Origin of the sequence: Kosakonia pseudosacchari (genome assembly GCF_900184035.1) — a bacterium.
GTDB classification, from domain to species: Bacteria; Pseudomonadota; Gammaproteobacteria; order Enterobacterales; family Enterobacteriaceae; genus Kosakonia; species Kosakonia pseudosacchari.
The window spans coordinates 1-22,322 of record NZ_FXWP01000023.1; the positions used below are offsets into that span (position 1 = coordinate 1).

General features: G+C 53.2%; 18 protein-coding genes and 1 riboswitch. Of the genes, 9 read left to right on the forward strand and 9 right to left on the reverse strand.

Annotated elements, in window-relative coordinates; genetic code table 11:
• Positions 1-168 precede the first annotated feature (168 nt).
• On the reverse strand, positions 169-1,020 hold the full coding sequence (gene murI, locus BN2591_RS18055) for a glutamate racemase (RefSeq protein ID WP_086873277.1): 852 nt from the start codon (positions 1,018-1,020) through the stop codon (positions 169-171).
• Positions 965-2,815: a TonB-dependent vitamin B12 receptor BtuB gene (gene btuB / locus BN2591_RS18060; protein ID WP_086873278.1), complete on the reverse strand. Its 1,851-nt coding sequence runs from the start codon at positions 2,813-2,815 to the stop codon at positions 965-967. The genes murI and btuB overlap by 56 nt, the downstream gene beginning before the upstream one ends.
• Before the next feature lie 66 nt (positions 2,816-2,881).
• Positions 2,882-3,053: riboswitch (cobalamin riboswitch) on the reverse strand.
• A 117-nt stretch (positions 3,054-3,170) separates the two neighbouring features.
• Between btuB and trmA the strand changes: the two genes are divergently transcribed.
• On the forward strand, positions 3,171-4,277 hold the full coding sequence (gene trmA, locus BN2591_RS18065; RefSeq protein ID WP_086873279.1) for a tRNA (uridine(54)-C5)-methyltransferase TrmA: 1,107 nt from the start codon (positions 3,171-3,173) through the stop codon (positions 4,275-4,277).
• 276 nt (positions 4,278-4,553) lie between these two features.
• On the opposite strand, the gene BN2591_RS18070 is transcribed toward trmA, so the two are convergent.
• The 3 genes from BN2591_RS18070 to fabR all read right to left on the reverse strand — a co-directional run bounded on the left by BN2591_RS18070 (position 4,554) and on the right by fabR (position 6,244).
• Complete coding sequence (locus BN2591_RS18070; protein ID WP_086873280.1) at positions 4,554-5,003, reverse strand: cupin domain-containing protein; 450 nt, start codon at positions 5,001-5,003, stop codon at positions 4,554-4,556.
• 233 nt (positions 5,004-5,236) lie between these two features.
• Positions 5,237-5,596, reverse strand: coding sequence for a YijD family membrane protein (locus BN2591_RS18075; RefSeq protein WP_086873281.1), 360 nt, complete (start codon positions 5,594-5,596; stop codon positions 5,237-5,239).
• A 3-nt stretch (positions 5,597-5,599) separates the two neighbouring features.
• Positions 5,600-6,244, reverse strand: coding sequence for an HTH-type transcriptional repressor FabR (gene fabR / locus BN2591_RS18080; RefSeq protein WP_017459617.1), 645 nt, complete (start codon positions 6,242-6,244; stop codon positions 5,600-5,602).
• Positions 6,245-6,440: 196 nt separating this feature from the next.
• Between fabR and sthA the strand changes: the two genes are divergently transcribed.
• Positions 6,441-7,841: a Si-specific NAD(P)(+) transhydrogenase gene (gene sthA / locus BN2591_RS18085; protein WP_086873282.1), complete on the forward strand. Its 1,401-nt coding sequence runs from the start codon at positions 6,441-6,443 to the stop codon at positions 7,839-7,841.
• Here sthA and oxyR read toward each other — a convergent pair.
• From oxyR to argC, 4 genes are all read right to left on the reverse strand, one after another.
• Positions 7,824-8,741, reverse strand: coding sequence for a DNA-binding transcriptional regulator OxyR (gene oxyR / locus BN2591_RS18090; protein ID WP_017459619.1), 918 nt, complete (start codon positions 8,739-8,741; stop codon positions 7,824-7,826). The genes sthA and oxyR overlap by 18 nt on opposite strands.
• Positions 8,742-9,001: 260 nt before the next feature.
• Positions 9,002-10,375: an argininosuccinate lyase gene (gene argH, locus BN2591_RS18095; RefSeq protein WP_045512284.1), complete on the reverse strand. Its 1,374-nt coding sequence runs from the start codon at positions 10,373-10,375 to the stop codon at positions 9,002-9,004.
• Positions 10,376-10,449: 74 nt separating this feature from the next.
• Positions 10,450-11,226 carry an acetylglutamate kinase gene (argB, locus tag BN2591_RS18100; protein WP_086873283.1) on the reverse strand — a complete coding sequence of 259 codons (777 nt, stop codon included), beginning with the start codon at positions 11,224-11,226 and terminating at the stop codon, positions 10,450-10,452.
• 13 nt (positions 11,227-11,239) lie between these two features.
• Entirely contained in the window at positions 11,240-12,244 is a 1,005-nt protein-coding gene (gene argC / locus BN2591_RS18105; protein WP_086873284.1) for an N-acetyl-gamma-glutamyl-phosphate reductase, read from the reverse strand.
• A 169-nt stretch (positions 12,245-12,413) separates the two neighbouring features.
• On the opposite strand from argC, the gene argE reads away from it, so the two are divergent.
• From argE to BN2591_RS24355, 7 genes are all read left to right on the forward strand, one after another.
• A complete protein-coding gene (gene argE / locus BN2591_RS18110; protein ID WP_086873285.1) occupies positions 12,414-13,565 on the forward strand; it encodes an acetylornithine deacetylase in 1,152 nt (383 codons plus the stop codon).
• 262 nt (positions 13,566-13,827) lie between these two features.
• The gene (ppc, locus tag BN2591_RS18115; protein ID WP_086873286.1) at positions 13,828-16,479 is read left to right on the forward strand and encodes a phosphoenolpyruvate carboxylase; all 2,652 of its coding nucleotides are present in this window, start codon (positions 13,828-13,830) and stop codon (positions 16,477-16,479) included.
• Between the two features lie 92 nt (positions 16,480-16,571).
• Positions 16,572-17,432 carry an AraC family transcriptional regulator gene (locus tag BN2591_RS18120; RefSeq protein ID WP_086873287.1) on the forward strand — a complete coding sequence of 287 codons (861 nt, stop codon included), beginning with the start codon at positions 16,572-16,574 and terminating at the stop codon, positions 17,430-17,432.
• Between the two features lie 212 nt (positions 17,433-17,644).
• On the forward strand, positions 17,645-18,307 hold the full coding sequence (gene fsa / locus BN2591_RS18125) for a fructose-6-phosphate aldolase (RefSeq protein ID WP_086873288.1): 663 nt from the start codon (positions 17,645-17,647) through the stop codon (positions 18,305-18,307).
• Between the two features lie 11 nt (positions 18,308-18,318).
• Positions 18,319-19,422, forward strand: a complete 1,104-nt coding sequence (gene gldA / locus BN2591_RS18130) for a bifunctional L-1,2-propanediol dehydrogenase/glycerol dehydrogenase (protein ID WP_086873289.1) — start codon at positions 18,319-18,321, stop codon at positions 19,420-19,422.
• 382 nt (positions 19,423-19,804) lie between these two features.
• Positions 19,805-21,886, forward strand: coding sequence for a glycoside hydrolase family 73 protein (locus BN2591_RS18135; RefSeq protein ID WP_086873290.1), 2,082 nt, complete (start codon positions 19,805-19,807; stop codon positions 21,884-21,886).
• A complete protein-coding gene (locus BN2591_RS24355) occupies positions 21,883-22,230 on the forward strand; it encodes a hypothetical protein (RefSeq protein WP_143468265.1) in 348 nt (115 codons plus the stop codon). Before BN2591_RS18135 ends, BN2591_RS24355 begins: the two co-directional genes overlap by 4 nt.
• Positions 22,231-22,322 lie beyond the last annotated feature (92 nt).

Genomic DNA, 22,322 nt, shown 5'->3' on the forward strand with positions numbered 1-22,322 from the left:
TTTCCCGCCGTGAAGTCAACTGTTTATTTTCAGATTTCTTCACCTGACAGGCCGGTGTATTTGCCGTTGTGCCGTGTCAGTGGTGGCGCATTATAGGGCGTTAATTCCCGCTGACAACCCCTAATTTCAAAAAACTTTTCAACCGTCTCTTTTTTGCGCAAAACTGCGCTAAAGCGCCAGTTTTTCGAGCTTTTTGAATCCATAGCGTTGCAAAACGGGCAATAATTGTGCGGTCTCTGGCGTTAAGGCCATGCAATAGGCAATATTCTCATCGGAAGATTTCGCATCCGGCGCTTCGTGTTCAAGCAGCCAGGCAGTACGTCGCGCAATTGCCGCACCTGAATCAATCAAACGCGTCCCTTCCGGTAACACTTGCAGCAATTCATCTTGCAGTAAAGGAAAGTGCGTACATCCCAGCACCACCGTATCCGGTGGCTCTTTCATGCGTAGCCATGGGCGAAGGATATGTCGCAGCTCATCCAGCGAGACCGTTTCACCATGCAGTTTCGCTTCCGCCAGCACCACTAATTCCGCCGAACCCAGCATCTCAATCCGGCACTCATTCGCGAAACGCGAAATCAGTTCGTGTGTATAAGGGCGCTTCACCGTCCCCCGCGTTGCCAGCAGCCCTACCACGCCGTTCGCCGTTAGGCGCGCTGCGGGTTTGATGGCAGGCACAACACCGACGACAGGGAAGGAAAACTTCTCCCGCAGCGCAGGTAACGATACGGTGCTCGCCGTGTTACAGGCGATAACAGCCAGTGCGAGGGGGTATTGGGCCTGAACGGCAGTGACGATTTCGACAACGCGCTCAACGATAAACGCTTCGCTCTTCTCGCCATAGGGGAAAGCGACATTGTCAAATGTGTAGATGTAATGCAGATCCGGCAGGAGATGCCGGATCTCATCATAAACGGATAACCCACCGACGCCGGAGTCAAACACCAGCACGGTAGGACGTGCGTCAGAAGGTGTAGCTGCCAGACAAGGTGTATTCCCGTCCTGCAGTTTGGTAGCCATATGCTGTCTCGTACTCTTTATCGAACAGGTTGGCGATTTTACCACGAACTGTCAGATGAGAGGTCACAGGATATGAGGCAGAAAAATCAACCGTACTATAACTTGGCAAAATACGTTGCTCAGGATTATAGGTCGAAGTGCGGTTGTCATAGCGCTTACCGAAGTACTCCCAAGCCAGATCCATATCGACATTCAATACGGACCAGTCAAGCTGATACTTCGCCTGGCGCTTCGCACGACGCGGCAGCACTTCATGGGTTTCATCATCACGCGGGTCAATATATTGCAGCGTCACGCGATGCGAGAAAATGCCGGTATCGACGCTACCCGTCCATTCAACGCCTTTAATGGTGGCCGAGTTGATGTTGTAGTAAGCCGTATCGCTGTAGGTGATCAGGTTTTCGATCTCATAACGATACGTGGAAAGACGCCAGTCCAGCGGGCCGGTTAAGCCTTCAACGCCCGCCTCCCACTGTCTGGACTCTTCCGGTTTCAGATTCGGGTTGGAAGCAATATCAAAGCGCTTCGCACCAAACTGTTGGCCTAAAGAAGGTGCCAGGAAACCAGTGCCGTAAGAAACGGTCAGACGATAATTCTCAACGAACTCCCAGCCTGCGGCGGTCTGCCAGGTGCCATGCCAGCCGAATTCGTCATCTTTATCTTCACGACCAGAAGCTTCCAGCGTCACGTCGCCGAACTGTTGCATTCCGTTCAGGTACAGACCCGTGTTCTCACGCTCATAAGCATCGCGCGTCGTTTTATTAGAAGAAACCAGACGCTCCTGTTTCCAGTCTACGCCTGCGCCAACAGAGCCTTTACCTACATCAACGTTATTACCCCACTGGATATAGCGCTGTTCCATATCATCCAGCGTGGTGCCGTCGTTATAACGACCATAAATGCTGCTGTAGTTGTAGTCTTTGCTTTTCTGGTAGCTTGCCAGCAACTGGGACGAGTAAATCCCCTGGGTGAAATTCAGCCCGGTATCCCAACCCTGAACAAACAGCTGACGCTCATCAGCGCTATAGGCTGGCAAATACGGCGCGCTGCCAAGGTCGTAATCCACGTTGTTGCTAAAGTTATAGCCACGAAAAAAGCCATCGAAGTTGTCGTTAAACTTGTGCTGCAGGCTGCCCCAGAACGTTTTGTTGCGATAGCCGTCGCGATCTTCATCATGATCCCAGCTTGAACCGGGCTGCGCGTTAAAACCGCGCGTGCTGGTATAAGAACCCGCCGCCGTCGCCACCGTGTCGCCAAATCGCTGGCGCAGCGTACCGTCATACGTCTGATAGCCCTTCGAACCAACCCCGGCATTGATTTGTGATTTCTCATTGCCGGTCATGGTAATGACGTTAACCACGCCGCCAATTGCCCCTGAGCCATACACAGCAGAGCGCGGCCCGCGAATATACTCAACGCGTTGCACTAAAGAGAGCGGGATTTGATTCAGTTCGGGATCGTTGGAAATCCCGGAGCGCGCGACCGGTACGCCATCAATCAACAGCAGCAGGTGTTTCGCTTCCGTGCCCCGCACATAAACCGAGGCGGTTTGGCCTAATCCGCCGTTTTGCGCAATATCAACACCAGGCAGGCGACGCAACACATCAACCAGTGAGCGAGACTGCCAGCGATCGATGTCCTCACGCGTCACCACTTCCGTTGGTGCAAGCACCGTCTTAGCCGGTTGTTGAAAACGATTTGCTGTCACCACCAAATTGTCTGAGCTGCTATCTTGCGCCCAGCCGGAAAAAGCTGTGACGGAGAGCGCCGTCAGCAGCGAAGCTTTTTTAATCATTGTGAAAGCATCCACATAAGAGTAAGGATGCCGCAGGTTCCATCAATAGCACGCGATGATGTCAACCAGATGCGACGTATACCGGCAGGTCTTCGGGCTTGGAGGTACATCAAGAAAGCGACTTCCCACCCAACAGGCAGTGTCTGCTCTCTCACCTTGATCCTTACCGCTGCGCGTCAGCCCCAGATTCTCACTGGATTCCCTTTTAACTCACAGGACCGGAACAGGGATGCTACATTCTGTAACATATGGATGTCCAGACTGCTAACTGACTATTTAGCTCGCATCCGGGGCTGGACATCGTCTGAGCAATGCCTACAATCCCCGCGTTATTCTTAATCACTCAGGAAGCATGATGACCCCCGAACACCTGCCGACAGATCAGTACGAAGCCCAACTGGCCGAAAAAGTCGTGCGTCTGCAATCGATGATGACGCCTTTTTCCGCGCCGCTTCCGGAGGTGTTCCGCTCACCGGTCAGCCATTACCGTATGCGCGCCGAATTCCGCATCTGGCATGACGGCGATGATCTCTACCACATCATTTTCGATCAGCAGACCAAATCACGTATTCGGGTGAATAGCTTCCCGGCGGCAAGCGAGCTGATTAACCAATTAATGACGGTCATGATCGAGGCGGTACGCGGAAATAAAACCCTGCGTCATAAGCTGTTCCAGATTGACTACCTGAGCACCATCAGCAACCAGGCGATTGTCACCCTGCTCTACCACAAAAAGCTGGATGATGAATGGCAAACAGAAGCCGCGCGTCTGCGTGACGCGCTGCGCGCGCAGAATCTGAATGTGCAGCTGATTGGCCGTGCGACGAAAACCAAAATCGAGCTGGATCAGGATTTTGTCGACGAGCGTCTGCCGGTCGGCGGCAGAGAGATGATCTACCGCCAGGTGGAGAACAGCTTTACGCAGCCTAACGCGGCGATGAACATTCAGATGCTGGAGTGGGCGCTGGATGTTACGCGTCATTCTACGGGTGATCTGCTGGAGTTGTACTGCGGAAACGGCAACTTCTCGCTGGCGCTGGCGCGCAATTTCGATCGTGTACTGGCCACCGAAATCGCCAAACCGTCCGTGGCGGCAGCGCAATACAATATCGCGGCTAACCACATCGATAACGTGCAGATTATCCGCATGTCCGCCGAAGAGTTTACCCAGGCGATGAATGGCGTACGCGCCTTTAACCGTTTACAAGGAATCGATCTGACGAGCTACCAGTGCGAAACGATTTTCGTCGATCCCCCGCGTAGCGGGCTGGACGCGGAAACCGAGAAAATGGTGCAGGCCTATTCGCGTATTCTGTATATCTCCTGCAATCCGGAAACACTGTGTAAGAACCTGGAAACATTGAGCCAGACGCACAACGTTTCACGTCTGGCGCTGTTCGATCAATTCCCGTATACGCACCACATGGAGTGCGGTGTACTGCTTACGCGTAAAGACAAATAGCGCTATTCAGCGCTGTATAAAATACGCCAATTCCATTTAACGGCTGGCCTGTCAAACAGGCCAGCCGAATAATAGTGGTGAGAGGAAAATAACTGCTGCACGTAACTATTTATTTATCAGAATAATGACGATTGCGGAACGTGATCGCGCTAACGTTATTTTATAATAATTTGTGAATGTTCTGACACGGTATTTATATTACCAGAGATATTTAATCCTGTTATTAAGCAATCAGCCCTGCACGAAACAGGGCTGAGAAGTAATGTCTTTTACGGGTTATTTATCGGCAATAAAGTGATCATCATCGCCTACCGGAATATAAACACGAACCCACTCTTTACCGTCGACAATATCCCAGCTGTGACCTTCTCCCGCCGTGTCTGCCGCAAGCAAAATGGTGCCGGGTTCGATGATGAAGGTTGAGCCATCGCTGACCCTGAACTTCAACTTACCTTTCATCGTCACCACGTATTGCTTCTTCGGTGCCGGATGCACACCTTTTTGCCACTCTTCGAAGGTATTGCTGAAGTAGAGATTTTGCGAAGAGAGCTTCGCCAGCGAGGGAACAGAACCTTTAATAAACGCAGAGTGGTTATCCTGCGTATTAATGAGCTTTATCGCCGGAATACGATGTTCGCTCACGTTCATTTTTGTTGTATCCGCAGATCCGGTGATCGAAATAACTAAACCTGCAGTGGCTAATAGAAGTTGTGTTATTTTTTTCATGAGGATGTCCAGAGTTAATTTTTACCTGCAACCTGAAAGCATCAGGCAACCGAATAAAATGCCGCTCCAGTACAACAAAGAAAGGGAATTACATCGTAGATTTTTTTAATTAATAAATTATTAATTCATTAAGGCTGGAAACTATTTCGGAGGATAAAAAAGAAAGAGATAATTGTCGGCGCTCACTTATTCACGAATATAAACCCCTCTCCCGCAGGGAGAGGGGTTAACGCTTATTCAGAGGCTTCGTGTTTGCGACCGCGCAGACGAAAACCAATCCAGAAAACCAGCACCACCGACAATACGGCAGGCAGGAAGTTAGAACCGATATCCGGGTACTCGGCGCGTACCACCGTACTGTAAATCAGCACTCCGAGGATAAAACACGCGGCGGCAAGGCCTGGCAGCCCCACCGGCATAGTGCGATTTTGATAGCGTTGATGCAGACAGTACACCGTCAGCACCAGCGAAATAATCGGGAATATGGAAAACGGTACAATAGAGCTGAACACGGCGGAGAACGTACCGTTAATCGATAAGCCAGCGATGAGCGCCAGCAGCAACGTACCTTTATCTTGACCAGACTGTTTCATTACTCATCCTTCACTCGTCGGTTGATGCGCCAGTTTTTCCTGTTCACGGCGATACCAGTAATACGCGCCTTTTGAAATCATGCGCAATTGTAGTACCAGTCGCTCTTCTAATTGCCTGCGTTGTTCCGCCCCCACATCCAGCGCCTCAGCACCGGCGTTGAAGACAATCGTCACCATCGCTTCGGCTTGCGCTTCGGTGAACGCGCGCGGCATATGGTTTTCGAGTTCAAGGTAGTCGGCAAGTTCCGCAATAAAATGTTGGATCTCACGCGCTACCGCCGCACGAAAGGCGGCGGACGTTCCGGAGCGTTCCCGCAACAGGAGCTGAAAAGCATTGGGGTTATTGCCGATAAATTCCATAAATGTGGAAACCGACGTGCGGATCACGCTACCGCCTTTCGCAATACGTTGACGCGCCTGGCGCATCAACTGGCGCAGCATTAACCCGCTTTCGTCCACCATGGTCAGACCGAGTTCATCCACATCACGGAAATGACGATAAAAAGACGTTGGCGCAATGCCTGCCTCACGGGCGACTTCCCGCAGGCTCAGGCTGGCGAAGCTGCGCTCCGCGCTGAGTTGGCTAAATGCGGCTTCGATCAGCGAACGCCGGGTTCTCTCTTTTTGTTGCGCTCTTACACCCATCACGATGTTTGAATCCTTCCAGGGGCCCGCTGGCACTATACCAGAGAATAAAACCGATCCGATTGTACTGGATTGTGACTGATTGTTTACGCGCAGTTTCTTCTTTTTCGTGGCAAAAGAGCACAACGATAATTGGGTTACCGCCGCTTTGATGTTAGTATTATGTTGCTTTTATGTATAAGAACAGGTAAGCCTTACCATGCCACATTCCTACGATTATGATGCAATAGTAATAGGCTCCGGCCCCGGCGGCGAAGGCGCAGCCATGGGCCTGGTTAAACAAGGAGCACGGGTCGCGGTTATTGAGCGTTACCATAATGTCGGCGGTGGCTGTACGCATTGGGGCACCATCCCCTCAAAAGCGTTGCGTCACGCCGTTAGCCGTATTATCGAATTCAACCAAAACCCGCTCTACAGTGACCACACCCGCCTTCTCCGCTCCTCTTTCGCCGATATCCTGAACCATGCTGAAAGCGTGATTAATCAGCAAACGCGCATGCGTCAGGGCTTTTATGAGCGTAACCGCTGTGAAATTTTAGAAGGCAACGCCCATTTTATTGATGACCACACACTGGCGCTGGAGTGTCACGACGGCACTGTCGAAACCATCACTGCCGAAAAGTTTGTTATCGCCTGCGGCTCACGACCCTACCGTCCTGCCGATGTCGATTTCGCCCATCCGCGCGTTTACGACAGCGACTCGATCCTCGATATGCACCACGAACCCCGCCATGTGATCATCTATGGCGCGGGGGTGATCGGTTGCGAATACGCGTCGATCTTCCGCGGTATGAACGTCAAAGTGGATCTGATCAACACGCGCGATCGCCTGCTGGCGTTCCTTGATCAGGAGATGTCGGACTCACTCTCTTATCACTTCTGGAATAGCGGCGTCGTTATCCGCCATAACGAAGAGTATGAGCGCATTGAGCCGCTGGATGACGGGGTGATTATGCACCTGAAATCCGGCAAAAAACTGAAAGCCGACTGCCTGCTCTACGCCAACGGCCGTACCGGGAACACCGACAGCCTGCAACTGGCGAATATTGGCCTTGAAGCGGACGGACGCGGTCAGTTGAAGGTTAACAGCATGTACCAGACCGCGCTGCCGCACGTCTATGCGGTAGGTGATGTGATTGGTTACCCAAGCCTGGCATCAGCGGCTTACGATCAGGGGCGCATTGCCGCGCAGGCGATGATCAAAGGTGAAGCCACGGCGCATCTGATTGAAGATATTCCGACCGGGATTTATACCATTCCGGAGATCAGTTCCGTGGGCAAAACCGAACAGCAGCTCACGGCCATGAAAGTGCCGTATGAAGTGGGTCGCGCGCAGTTTAAACACCTGGCGCGGGCGCAGATTGTCGGCATGAATGTCGGTACGCTGAAGATCCTGTTTCACCGCGAAACGAAAGAGATTTTGGGGATTCACTGCTTTGGCGAGCGCGCGGCCGAAATTATTCATATCGGCCAGGCGATTATGGAGCAGAAAGGTGGCGGTAACACCATCGAGTACTTTGTTAACACCACCTTTAACTACCCGACCATGGCGGAAGCCTACCGGGTAGCGGCGCTAAACGGCTTAAACCGCCTGTTTTAACGCCGTGTCGAAATGGCCATCCATCGCACCACGGATGGCCTCTGCCAGCTGCTCATAGCGGCTGCGCAGCGGCGAACCCGGGCGATACACCAGCCCAACCGTGCGTTTCGGTTCAGGTTTGATGCACGGCAGATACACCACGCCATCGCGTTTACGCTCGCGCGGAACGGAAAGCGCAGGCAGCAAGGTGATACCGCTCCCGGCGGCGACCATATTGCGCAGCGTTTCCAGGCTGGTTGCGCGGAAATGCGTATCTTCATCCGCACCCGCTTCAAAGCAGAAGCCCATCGCCTGGTCGCGCAGGCAGTGCCCGTCTTCCAGCATCAGCAGCTTTTCGCCCGCCAGGTCAGCCATCGGCACACATTCGCGGTTCGCCCACGGGTGATCTTCATAAATCGCCAGCATCATCGGCTCATCGTACAGCGGCACCTCAATAAAGGCTTCGCTCTCTTTCACCAGCGCGAGGATCGCGCAGTCGAGCTTGCCGCTGTCCAGCTGCGCCAGCAGTTGATGCGTCTGCGCTTCATGCAGATACATTTCCAGTTTCGGGAAAGTCTGGTGCAGCAGCGGAATGATGTGCGGCAACAGGTAAGGTCCAACGGTTGGGATCAGGCCAATATGCAGCGGGCCGGACATCGTTTCCCCCTGCTGGCTTGCCATTTCCTTCAGCACTTTGACCTCGCGCAGCACAGTGCGCGCCTGATCTACCAGCAACAAACCCGCCTGGGTGAACAGCACTTTGCGGCTGGTACGCTCCAGCAGCATTACGCCAAGTTCATCTTCCAGTTTACGGATCTGCCCGCTCAGCGTGGGCTGGCTGACGTGGCAAGAGTCGGCTGCACGGCGAAAATGGCGGTGTTCGGCTAACGCCACCAGGTACTCAAGATCACGAATATTCATTATTCATCCTCCGTCGCCACGATAGTTCATGGCGATAGATAGCATAGCAACGAACGATTATCCCTATCAAGCATTCTGTTCAATAATTAGCACCAGAAACGAAGCGGTACCTCTGTTTGACCCGTGATGAGGCCACTACCCCTGTTTCTCTCTGAACAACTAAAGCCAACGTGAACGTTTTGCGGACCTGAGAGTCCGCTTTTTTTTGCATAAAAAAGCCCGGCGTAACGCCAGGCTCCTGTTTGCAAACCGCGCCGCACTTACACCAGCCGCGCCTTCGCATCCGCAATCGCCTGCGCAACCTGCACCGGTGACACGCCGCCTTTCGCCGCGCGTTTATCCAGGCAGGATTGCAGTGACAGAATGGGATAAACATCGTCGCCAATCACATCGCTGAATTTTTGCAAATCGGCAAGCGGCAGATCTTCCAGCGGCTTGCCCTGGCGAATCGCTTCTACCACCGCTTCACCAACAATGTGGTGCGCTTCGCGGAACGGCACGCCTTTCGCAACCAGATAATCCGCCAGTTCGGTGGCGTTAGCGTACCCCTGCTGCGCCGCTTCCTGGCAGCGCGGGCGTTTCACCTGAATACCGTCCAGCACCAGCGCCGCCATGTGCAGGCAGTCAAGCCAGGTGTCGAGCGCATCGAACAGCCCTTCTTTGTCTTCCTGCATATCTTTGTTGTACGCCAGCGGCAGGCCTTTTAGCGTCATCATCATGCCGGTTAACGCGCCCTGCACACGGCCGCACTTACCACGGATCAGCTCCAGCGCATCCGGGTTTTTCTTTTGCGGCATCAGCGAAGAACCAGAGGTTACGCGGTCAGAAAGCTCAACAAACGCCGCTTCGCCGGAGTTAAAGAAAATCAGATCTTCGGCAAAGCGCGACAGATGCACCATGCCAATTGACGCATCAGAAAGCAGCTCCAGCACGTGATCGCGGTCGGAGACGCTATCGAGGCTATTGCGGGTTGCCGAGGCAAAACCCAGCCAGCCCGCTAACTGCTCACGGTCGATTTCATACGCCGTTCCTGCCAGTGCGCCGCTGCCTAGCGGACTGACATCCAGGCGTTTCAGCGTATCCTGCAAACGGCTTTCATCACGCGCCAGCATCTCAACATAGGCCAGCGACCAGTGCGCGAACGTCACCGGTTGCGCACGTTGCAGGTGCGTATAACCCGGCATAACGGCGTCCTGGTTATTTTCCGCCGTCACCACCAGCGCGCTCTGCAACTGGCGATTCGCCAGCAGCAATTCACTGATGGTGTCTTTGCACCACAGCTTCAGATCGGTCGCGACCTGGTCATTACGACTGCGTCCGGTGTGCAGTTTTTTGCCCAGTTGGCCAACCTTATCAATGAGCTTACCTTCCACCCAACTGTGAATATCTTCTGCATCGCTTTGCAGGATCTGCTGCGGATTAGCACGCACCTCTTCCAGCAAATTATTCAGCGCTTCTTCCAGTTGCTGCTGCTCAGCCGCTGTCAACACGCCAACGGTTACCAGCGCTTTAGACCAGGCCACAGAGCCAACAATATCCTGCTCCGCCAGGCGATAGTCAAAGCGCAAAGAGTCATTGAACTGTTTGAACCGTTGATCCGCTGCCTGAGTAAAACGCCCGCCCCAAAGTGCCATAGTGTGGTTCCTTCTCTTTATCCGTTTTGCCGGACGGCGCTGCGCCTGCCCGGCCTACATAAATTGTTGTGTCGTTACGCCAGAATACGGGTGCCGATCGGCGTGCCGTTAAACAGCGCGGGTAACTGCTCGGCATGACGCCAGGAAGCGATATCCACCGGGCGACCCAGCGTGCGCGCCGCATCCAGCGCCGCATTCACTTTGACGATCATGCCATCGGTAATGATGCCCTGGGCAATCAATTGCTCCGCTTTCGCTGCTGTCATCTCGGCAATGCGCTGGCCTTTACCGTCCAGAATGCCGCTTACATCAGACAGCAGGATCAGATCCGCACCCAATGTTGCAGCCAGCGCGGTTGCCGCCTGGTCGGCGTTGACGTTCATCAACTCACCTTCATCGGTGACGCCAATGGAGCTGATCACCGGCAAGAAACCGCCATTGAGCAGCGCGTTAATCAGTTTCGGTGAACCCGGTTGCGCCAGGCCCACATGCCCCAGCTCTTCATCCAGTTGTGTCACTTTCACGCTGTCGCCATCGCCGAGGAACAGGCCGACAGAGGCGATATGGTGTTTCTTCGCCCACGCCAGCAGGGTTTTGTTGGCCGTACCGGCCAGCGCACCGGTGATGATGTCAATCTGATCCGCCGGGGTCACGCGCAGGCCATTTTTCTTTTTCACCGGCAGGTTGAGTTGTTTCATTAACTCATCCACCACGCAGCCGCCGCCGTGGACAATCACTAACGGGCGCTGATGAGATTCACGATAGTGCACCAGTGCCGTAAACAAACGCTCCAGCGCTTCCTCGCTATCCAGCAGTACGCCACCGAGCTTAATAATTAATGGATTCATCATCACGCCTGTTCAATTAAATAAGTGACTGAGTTTCAGCATAGCCAAAACGAATATTCGCGCACTGTACTGCCTGCGCCGCCGCGCCTTTTAGCAAGTTATCTTCCGTGGCGACGACAATCAGGTGCTCATCCTGTACCGCAAAACCGATATCGCAGAACGGCAGGCCAACCACGTTTTTCAACGCCGGCACGCCTTTCTCGTACAAACGCACCAGCGGTTTGCTGTCGTAGGCTTGTTTGAACACATCCGCCACCTGCGCATGGGTAACGCCCGGTTGCAAACGGCAGGTAATGGTTTCAAGAATCCCGCGCGGGAAGCTCGCCAGGTGCGGAGTGAAAATCACCTGCGCACCAAGGTGAGTAGCGATTTCCGGATGGTGGCGATGGTTGAAAACGCCGTAAGGTTGCAGGCTCACTTCACAGAAACTGTTCGAAAGCGCCGCTTTACGTCCCGCGCCGCTTACGCCGCTGGTGGCGTTGATCACCGGCCACTGGTTCAGATCCAGCAGCCCGGCATCGATCAGCGGTTTTAACGACAGCTGCGCCGCTGTCGGGTAGCAACCCGGTACGGCAATTAATTGCGCTTCTTTCAGTTTGTCATGGTTCCACTCCGCCAGGCCATAAACCGCCTGCGCCAGCAGATCGGCGTGCTGATGGGTGAAACCGTAGAATTTTTCATAAAACGCAGGATCGTTAACGCGGTAAGCCCCGGAGAGATCGAACACCACACAGCCCGCCGCCAGGCAGGTTGGCACCAGATCGTGGCTCACTTCATGGGCTGTGGCGAGAAAAACAACATCCACGCCGTCCAGGAAATCGCCAATATCGGACATCGGCTGTAACGGGAGATCAACCATACCTTTCAACTGCGGATGTAAATCAGAGATACATTTTCCTGCATCATTACTTTGCGCAGAAACCGTCAAAGCGGTTATGTTCATATGAGGATGGCGATTTACATAGGTCACTAGCTCTGCACCAGCATAACCGCTGGCACCCACAATTAATGTGTTCAACATTGGGGCGGTTTACCTTCTTACGTCATGTGTGCCAGGGAAAGACTCGGCATCAATCCCGCGTCGCTGAGCAAAGTCGCCGCATGGGTTCCTTTACGCTCAACATTAATGTATTTTTATTCACATTTAGTGCATGAATATTGATACTATCACGAACTCAGGTATGTCAACAATGAAAATGAATTTGCCACCATTTATCGAGATCTACCGCGCCCTGATAGCCACGCCGTCGATCAGCGCGACGGAAGAAGCGCTGGATCAGAGTAATGCGTCTTTAATCAATTTGCTGGCAGGATGGTTTGGCGACCTCGGTTTCACGGTTGAAGTGCAGCCGGTTCCCGGCACCCGCAATAAATTCAACATGCTCGCCAGTGCCGGAACCGGCGCGGGCGGTCTGTTGCTGACCGGCCACACCGACACAGTGCCGTTTGATGACGGGCGCTGGACGCGCGACCCGTTCACGCTGACCGAACATGACAACAAGCTCTACGGTCTGGGCACTGCCGACATGAAAGGCTTTTTCGCCTTTATTCTTGATGCGCTGCGTGACGTCGATGTGACAAAACTGAGCAAGCCGCTGTATGTGCTCGCCACCGCCGATGAAGAGACCAGCATGGCGGGTGCGCGCTATTTCTCCGAGAACACGCAGCTGCGCCCGGACTGCGCCATCATTGGCGAACCGACCTCGTTGCAGCCGGTGCGTGCGCATAAAGGCCATATCTCTAATGCGATTCGCATTCTTGGTCAGTCCGGCCACTCCAGCGATCCGGCGCGCGGCGTCAACGCCATCGAACTGATGCATGATGCCATCGGCCATATTCTGCAACTGCGCGACAGCCTGAAAGAACGTTATCACTATGACGCATTCACCGTGCCGTATCCGACGCTGAATCTTGGGCATATTCACGGTGGTGATGCGGCAAACCGTATCTGCGCCTGTTGCGAACTGCACATGGATATCCGTCCACTTCCAGGCATGACGCTTAACGATCTCAATGGGCTGTTAAACGATGCACTGGAACCAGTAAGTTCTCGTTGGCCGGGCCGTTTGACCATTTCTGAACTGCACCCGCCGATTCCGGGATACGAATGCCCGCCGGATCACCACCTGGTCGAAGTGGTAGAAAAACTGCTCGGCGTCGAAACGGAGGTCGTGAACTACTGCACCGAAGCGCCCTTTATTCAGACGCTTTGCCCGACGCTGGTGCTGGGGCCTGGGTCTATCAACCAGGCGCACCAGCCGGATGAATACCTGGAAACCCGCTTTATTAAACCAACGCGCGAACTCATCACCCAGGTTGTGCATCATTTCTGCTGGCACTGATTCTGTTTTTGCTCTTAATCCCCCTCATCCGAGGGGGTTTTTGTCTGTGAAAAAGAGTGACAAATGTCACTTTTTCATAAGCAATACTTATTGGACACGATGCGAATTAAATTTCGTAAATTGTCGGCATTTATTCGTTTGCTGAAGCGATTTCGCAACAATTGACGCGATGGGTTTTACGTGGCTTTATAAAAGACGGTGTCTTATATCTGCTCAACGACAGATATAACAAAATAAAATGAGATGGGGTGTCTGGGGTAACATGAACGAACAATATTCCGCTTTGCGTAGTAATGTCAGTATGCTCGGCAAACTGCTGGGAGATACCATCAAGGATGCACTCGGCGAGAACATTCTCGACCGGGTAGAAACAATCCGTAAGCTGTCCAAATCTTCTCGCGCCGGGAATGAAGCCAACCGTCAGGAACTGCTCACAACGTTGCAGAATCTGTCCAATGACGAGCTGCTGCCGGTAGCACGCGCGTTTAGCCAGTTCCTGAACCTTGCCAACACTGCTGAGCAATACCACAGCATTTCAGCGAAAGGCGAAGCGGCCAGCAACCCGGAAGTGATTGCCCAGACCATCAGAAAGCTGAAAGACCAACCCAATCTCAACGAAGCCACGATTATCAAAGCGATTGAATCACTGTCGCTGGAACTGGTGCTGACTGCGCACCCAACCGAAATCACTCGCCGTACGCTGATTCACAAAATGGTGGAAGTGAATAACTGCTTAAAGCAGTTAGATAACAGCGACATCGCCGATTATGAACGCCACCAGCTGATGCGCCGCCTGCGCCAGTTGATTGCTCAGTCCTGGCATACCGATGAAATCCGCAGAAACCGCCCAAGCCCGGTAGATGAAGCCAAATGGGGCTTTGCGGTGGTGGAAAACAGTCTGTGGGAAGGTGTGCCAAACTACCTGCGCGAGCTGAACGAACAACTCGAAGAGAACCTCAATTACAAACTGCCGGTGGATTTTGTTCCGGTGCGCTTTACCTCGTGGATGGGTGGCGACCGTGACGGTAACCCGAACGTGACCGCCGATATCACCCGCCATGTCCTGCTGCTCAGCCGCTGGAAAGCGACCGACCTGTTCCTGAAAGATATTCAGTTGCTGATTTCCGAACTGTCGATGGTGGAGTGTACCGACGAGCTGCGCGAACTGGCGGGCGCAGAAGGCGCGCGCGAACCGTATCGCTACCTGATGAAGAAGCTGCGCGGCGATCTGATGGCCACCCAGGCTTGGCTGGAAGCGCGTCTGAAAGGCCAGAAATTACCGAAACCTGCCGGGCTGCTGACGCAAAACGAGCAACTGTGGGAACCGCTCTACGCCTGTTATAAATCGTTGCAGGCCTGCGGCATGGGCATTATCGCCAATGGCGAGCTGCTTGATACATTACGCCGGGTGAAGAGTTTTGGCGTGCCGCTGGTGCGCATCGACATTCGCCAGGAGAGCACCCGTCATACGGAAGCGCTGGGCGAATTAACGCGCTATTTGGGCATTGGCGACTACGAAAGCTGGTCGGAAGCGGACAAACAGGCATTCCTGATCCGTGAACTGAACTCCAAACGTCCGCTGCTGCCGCGCCAGTGGGAACCAAGCGAAGAGACCCGCGAAGTGCTGGACACCTGCCGGGTGATCGCCGAAGCGCCGCGCGGATCCATCGCCGCGTATGTGATCTCCATGGCGAAGACACCTTCAGACGTGCTGGCAGTTCACCTGCTGCTGAAAGAAGCCGGTATCGGTTTCGCGCTGCCGGTCGCGCCGTTGTTTGAAACCCTTGATGACCTGAATAACGCCGACGACGTGATGACCCAGTTGCTGAATATCGACTGGTATCGCGGCTTTATCCAGGGCAAACAGATGGTGATGATTGGCTACTCCGACTCGGCGAAAGACGCGGGCGTAATGGCTGCTTCATGGGCGCAATATCAGGCGCAGGACGCGTTAATCAAAACCTGCGAAAAAGCCGGTATTGAACTGACACTGTTCCACGGTCGTGGCGGCTCTATTGGCCGTGGCGGCGCACCGGCTCACGCCGCGCTGCTTTCGCAACCGCCAGGCAGCCTGAAAGGCGGCTTACGCGTCACCGAACAGGGCGAGATGATCCGCTTCAAATACGGTCTGCCGGAAGTCACCATCAGCAGCTTGTCGCTTTATACCAGCGCCATCATGGAAGCGAACCTGCTGCCGCCGCCGGAGCCGAAAAGCGAATGGCGCCATATCATGGACGAGCTCTCAACCATCTCCTGCGATATGTACCGTGGCTATGTGCGTGAAAACAAAGATTTCGTACCGTACTTCCGTTCCGCCACGCCGGAGCAGGAACTGGGCAAACTGCCGCTGGGTTCGCGTCCGGCGAAACGTCGCCCGACCGGTGGCGTTGAATCGCTGCGCGCGATCCCGTGGATTTTCGCCTGGACGCAAAACCGCCTGATGCTGCCTGCCTGGCTGGGTGCGGGGGCGGCATTGCAGAAAGTGGTGGAAGATGGCAAACAGAGCGAGCTGGAAGCCATGTGCCGCGACTGGCCATTCTTCTCCACCCGCCTTGGCATGCTGGAGATGGTGTTCTCGAAAGCCGACCTGTGGCTGGCAGAATATTATGATCAGCGTCTGGTGAAACCCGAACTGTGGGCGTTGGGTAGCGAACTGCGCAAGCTGCTGGAAGCGGATATCAAAGTGGTACTGGCAATCGCCAACGACTCGCACTTAATGGCCGATTTGCCGTGGATCGCCGAATCTATCCAGTTGCGTAATATCTATACCGACCCACTGAACGTGTTGCAGGCTGAGCTGCTGCACCGCTCGCGCCTTGCGGAAGAAGAAGGTAAAGAGCCGGATCACCGCGTTGAGCAAGCGCTGATGGTCACGATCGCCGGGGTGGCGGCGGGTATGCGTAATACCGGCTAATTTAGCGGTTATCGCAAAAGGCCACACAGGTTGTGGCCTTTTTTGATCCTGCCAGTTAAGGTTATCCCTTCGCCAGCAACTAAAGGGACACCATGAGTCTCGATGTCAGCCATCTTATCTCGCGCCTGATAAACGGCCCGGCTCCGCTACGGCAGATATGCTTTGCGGGCGTGACCGGAACCGCGCCTGCGCAGGCCTGCCAGGTCGATTTTCCACGCCTGGAGATTGTGCTGGAAGGCACGGTGACCGATACGGGGATCAACGGCGAAACCGCGCGAATGTCGCAGCACGACGTGCTGTATGTTCCCGCCGGTAGCTGGAATCACCCACAATGGCAGCTCCCGGCCACTACCTTAAGCGTGTTGTTTGGCAAGCAACAGCTCAGTTTTAACGTCACGCAGTGGGATGGCGCCATGCTGCAAAACCTGGCGAAACAACATGTTGCGCGACGCGGCCCGCGCGTTGGCTCCTTCCTGCTACAAACCCTGCATGAAATGCAGATGCAACCGCACGAACAGCAAACCGCACGCCTGATCGTCACCAGCCTGCTCAGCCATTGTCATGACTTGCTCGGTAGCCAGATCCAAACCGCGTCGCGCAGCCAGGCGCTGTTCGAAGCCATTCGCGACTATATCGACGAAAATTATGCTTTGCCGCTCACGCGCGAATCGGTGGCGCAGGCGTTTTATATTTCTCCCAATTACCTGTCGCACCTGTTTCAGAAAACCAGTTCTGTCGGCTTCAACGAATATCTGACTCATACCCGGCTGGAGCACGCCAAAACGTTACTCAAAGGGTACGATTTAAAAGTCAAAGAAGTGGCGCACAGCTGCGGGTTTGTTGACAGCAACTACTTCTGCCGCCTGTTTCGTAAAAACACGGAACGCTCCCCCTCGGAATATCGCCAGCAGTACCACAGCCATCTCAGCGAAAAGTCCCCGCTGGACGAATAAACGCAAAACTGGATTTTTGTACGTTAAAAATACCCGGTTTGTTTTCGCGGCGCTCTACAACGCCTTTTTCATCTGCTATCACGTAATTTGTGAGACAGCTCGCACTTTGCCCTCTCGATCACATTTGTCCAGTGTTTGGCAGATTTGTTATATGGCGAGCATACAACCCCCGCTCTTATGCTGTGTGCAGAAACGCTATATGAGGAAGCATGATGGAACTGTATCTGGACACCGCAAACGTAGCGGAAGTGGAGCGCCTGGCGCGAATTTTCCCGCTGGCGGGCGTAACCACCAATCCGAGCATTATCGCCGCCGGTAAAGACTCCCTGTGGGACGTATTGCCACGCCTGCAACGCGCTATTGGCCCACAAGGAACGCTGTTTGCCCAGGTGATGAGCCGCGAAGCGGATGGCATGGTGGCGGAGGCCAAACGCCTCAATAACGCCGTGCCGGATATTGTGGTCAAAATTCCGGTCACTGCTGAAGGCCTGGCCGCCATCAAGCGACTGAAAAAAGAGGGAATTGCCACGCTGGGTACGGCAGTTTACAGCGCCGCGCAGGGGCTGCTTGCCGCGCTGGCGGGCGCAAAATATGTCGCGCCTTATGTTAACCGCGTCGATGCACAGGGCGGAGACGGGATCCGCATGGTGCAGGAGCTGCAAACCCTGCTGAAACTCCATGCGCCAGAGAGCAAAGTGCTGGCGGCCAGTTTTAAAACGCCGCGCCAGGCACTGGAGTGTTTGTTGGTCGGATGCGAAGCGATCACGCTCCCATTAGATGTAGCGCAACAAATGCTCAATACGCCCGCAGTAGAGTCAGCCATTGAGAAGTTTGAACAGGACTGGAAAACAGTTTTTGGTAACCTCAACCTGTAAGGAGGCAGTATATGGACCGCATCATCCAGTCACCGGGCAAATATATCCAGGGTGCAGATGTTATCACCCGCCTCGGTGACTATCTCAAACCGCTGGCCGATCGCTGGCTGGTGGTCGGTGACAAATTTGTGCTTAGTTTTGCGCAGGAAATGCTGCAAAAAAGTCTGGTGGATGCCGGGCTGGCCTGCGAAATCGCGCCGTTCGGCGGCGAATGTTCACAAAACGAAATTGACCGGCTGCGCGGTGTGGCAGAAAGCGCCCGCTGTGGCGCAGTGCTCGGCATCGGCGGCGGCAAAACGCTGGATACCGCTAAAGCGCTGGCGCATTTCATGCAGGTGCCGGTAGCAATCGCCCCGACCATAGCCTCTACCGATGCGCCCTGTAGCGCGCTGTCGGTTATCTACACCGACAGTGGCGAGTTTGACCGCTATTTGCTGCTGCCCAACAACCCGGATCGGGTGATTGTCGACACCAAAATTGTCGCCGGAGCCCCTGCGCGTTTGCTGGCAGCCGGGATTGGCGATGCACTCTCTACCTGGTTTGAAGCGCGTGCTTGTTCGCGCAGTGGCGCAAAAACCATGGCGGGTGGTCAGTGTACACAATCCGCCCTCGCGCTGGCGGAGCTCTGTTACAACACGCTGCTTGAAGAGGGTGAAAAAGCAATGTTCGCCGCCGAACAGCATGTGGTAACACCTGCGCTGGAGCGCGTGGTGGAAGCCAATACTTACCTGAGCGGCGTCGGTTTTGAGAGCGGGGGTCTGGCGGCAGCACACGCCATTCATAACGGCATCACGGCGATTCCGGAGGCACATCATTACTACCATGGCGAAAAAGTGGCGTTTGGCACCTTAACCCAGTTGGTGCTGGAAAACGCGCCGCTGGAAGAGTTCGAAACCGTCGCGGCGCTGTGCCATACCGTCGGCTTACCGATTACGCTGGCGCAACTGGGTATTAAAACCGATATTCCGGCGAAAATGCGCATCGTGGCGCAAGCCGCCTGTACACAAGGGGAAACCATTCATAATATGCCGGGCGGCGCGACGCCGGATCAGGTCTATGCCGCGCTACTGGTCGCCGATCAGTACGGGCAGCGTTTTCTTGAAGAGTGGGAATAACGCTCACCTACTCACCTAAGTAAAAAGCCGGATAGTTGTCCGGCTTTTCTGTACCGATTTACCGGGCTCCGTTTGGTAAACGGAAAATATAGCAATCCTTGGTTCGATACCATCATTAACCGATGAAACAGCGATTTTTCATAGGCTTGCATTTCCTTAGAGCTCATGTGCCTCATAGAGGGCAAAAGCTCCCTTTTCTGACAGTTCGGCTTCTTCATCAAGATACCATGCGACCTATCTGAGTTGGGGATAGCTGTTTATTTTTCATCGTAAAGAGTCTCTCCCTGCAGTGGGTAACACATTAAGCCATGCAGGAAATTTCCGTTAAGTCTGACTCGATATATGATAAGAACTTAACCACGTTAAGCATAAGGAATTGCCTGTGAAAATCTGTTTTCCGGCGCGTAAAGCGAACGGCGGTGATTACGCGGATCTACAAGAAATTATGGATGTTGTCGGACGAGAACCGCATGGCTCCTGGCTAGCCGATACCAATAACATGTGGCATGGCGGAATACACCTGACTGAGTTGACTGCTCCCGATGCGGTACTGCGCGAAGATAATGCGGACAAGGCGGTTCCACTCCAGTGTATGGCTGACGGTGAGGTGGTAGCCTGGCGTATCAATGACGACTACCTGACCAGAGATTATCTCGGTAGCCACTGTCAGTATTCAACGACTTTCCTGCTAGTGAAATCTCCATTTCAGGCTGATAGTACCAAACCGGAAAGCGGCCTTGATGTCTACAGCCTGTACATGGGATTGGCCCCGGTATCTGTTTTTCCTGTTCATAAGGTGATGCAGGCCCGTGAAACGGTGCTGATGCGTAAAGCGGGGCGCTATGCCGGGAGTGAATCTTCAGACGGGAGGACGGCCGTTCCTGAACGCTCCGGGCATGTGGTTGCCGGTGGTCGGGTGTTGATCCTGAAAGAAGCGCAGTTCAGTAATGACGGTGTCGTGCAGCCGTTCGGGCTGGCGAAAAAGCTGAATGACAAAGGAGAAGCTCACGGAGACTGCTTCTGGGTGACATTGCTACCTGAATATATGGCGGAAGTCAGTGAGCAGCGGCTGCATCTGCCAGCGTGGATGCAGGTAGCTGTTACTCATGGGATTTATAACAGCGTTGTCGTTCCGCCATCCCCTGTTCATATCAATGCCGGCGATGCGGTCGGTTTTCTGGCGGAGGATATTGCACCGATAGGGATGGCCAAAACATCAGCCAGCCATTTTGCGCACATCGAGGTTCTGAGCGTCGATACCCGAATGCCGGACATCCTGACCAATCCCGGCAACACTGACACTGGTACTCGTTTTATCCGACTTGGGCTGCATAAAAGGTTGTATTTACGCACCGGTGATAAATTTGAACCAATGAGTGCAATAACGGGACGTGACGGTGGAAAGCTTTTGGAGCGGGAAAAATGCCATCCAACAGTGAGCAACGGCAAAACGTGGTATCAGATACGACCGCATACATGGATGTGCGGAGATGATGTGGATGAAGTACGACAGTTTGATTTGGCTGAGAGGGGTTTTTCAGCTCTGATTGAGAATACGACCAGTGATATGAAAAATTCTCTGAAAGAGAGCTGGATACGGGATGCGTTAGTGAAATTCGCTGAGCGGATGAACCCGGAGAAAGGCATGCGACAAGGCGCTATGTCGCGTTATTACAAAGGGATGGTGAATAAGTTCGATGCTGATCATGATGGTATGTTGAGCGTACGGGAACTGTTTGAGGCAATGCATCATCCTGAAATGGGAATACGATGTCTGTCGTCACGTTTGGTGATTAAGCATGATTCTGAGTGGTATGGGGGCAGTACCCACCACAAATGGGACGTTTTCTTTCAGAACTATGACTTGCTGCGGACGGAATACGCAAAAAAATGGCTCGATGACAGTGAGTGGATGAGCCAGGTCTCCGCTTTCAGTTCAGGCGCGGCTGTGTGGCACATGCATCCTGTTGTGTTTCTTGATGCGATAAATATTAAATTAAACTCGAAGAAATTAGTTGGTACAGAGTTTGTTAGATTTGTATTTAATGAAGCGAAGAAAAATGAATTACTATCACATGTTCCGGCTGCTATAACCACAGCTCAAGCAATTCTGGAAACAGGTTATGGAAAATCTGTTCCTGTCGATATTTATAGTGGTGAGTATAGCAATAACTTGTTTGGAATTAAGGCTCACGGAGAACCAAGCTTTGTTTGGGTTAATACGCATGAGTTTGTGAACGGTGTTAAAACACCGATTGTTGATAAGTTTATGAAATATAATTCGTATGAGGAAAGTATTTCAGGCCGATCTGATTTCTTTGTCAAAAACAAAAGATATCATTTCTTGTTTGATTATACAGATCCTTGCGATTGGGCTAGAGGATTACAACATGCTGGGTATGCGACAGACCCTGACTATGCTGATAAATTGATAAAAATAATGAAGAGAGAAAAGTTACTATGAAATTTATCTTTGGATTGAGCCTCCTGCTTTCTTCTTTTCTATCCTGGGGAGGATGCGATGAAATTAATGCGATTGCTGAGCGACATCAAGATTTAACCCCGTCATCAGACTCAGGGTATGTGGTAGCAGATACTCATAGAGTTTATTTTTATAGCGCCCCTGATGAAACATGTAAAATGAAAGGTTTGTTTATTATTAACGGGGATCAAATTACTCAGTATGCAGAGTATAAAGGTTTTTCATCTGTTATTTTTTTAAAAAAAGATGGTGAACCAGTTAGTGGGTGGATTCACTCCAAAACAATAAAACCTACAGGAACAGGTATCGGACCTGAATCAAAGTAAGATCATATTGGATTGGCCTGGTCTTTTGCCCTGTAAGCGACAAAACCGCCTTACAGGGCGGTTTGAAAGAAAGCTAAAACTGCTTACAGGTA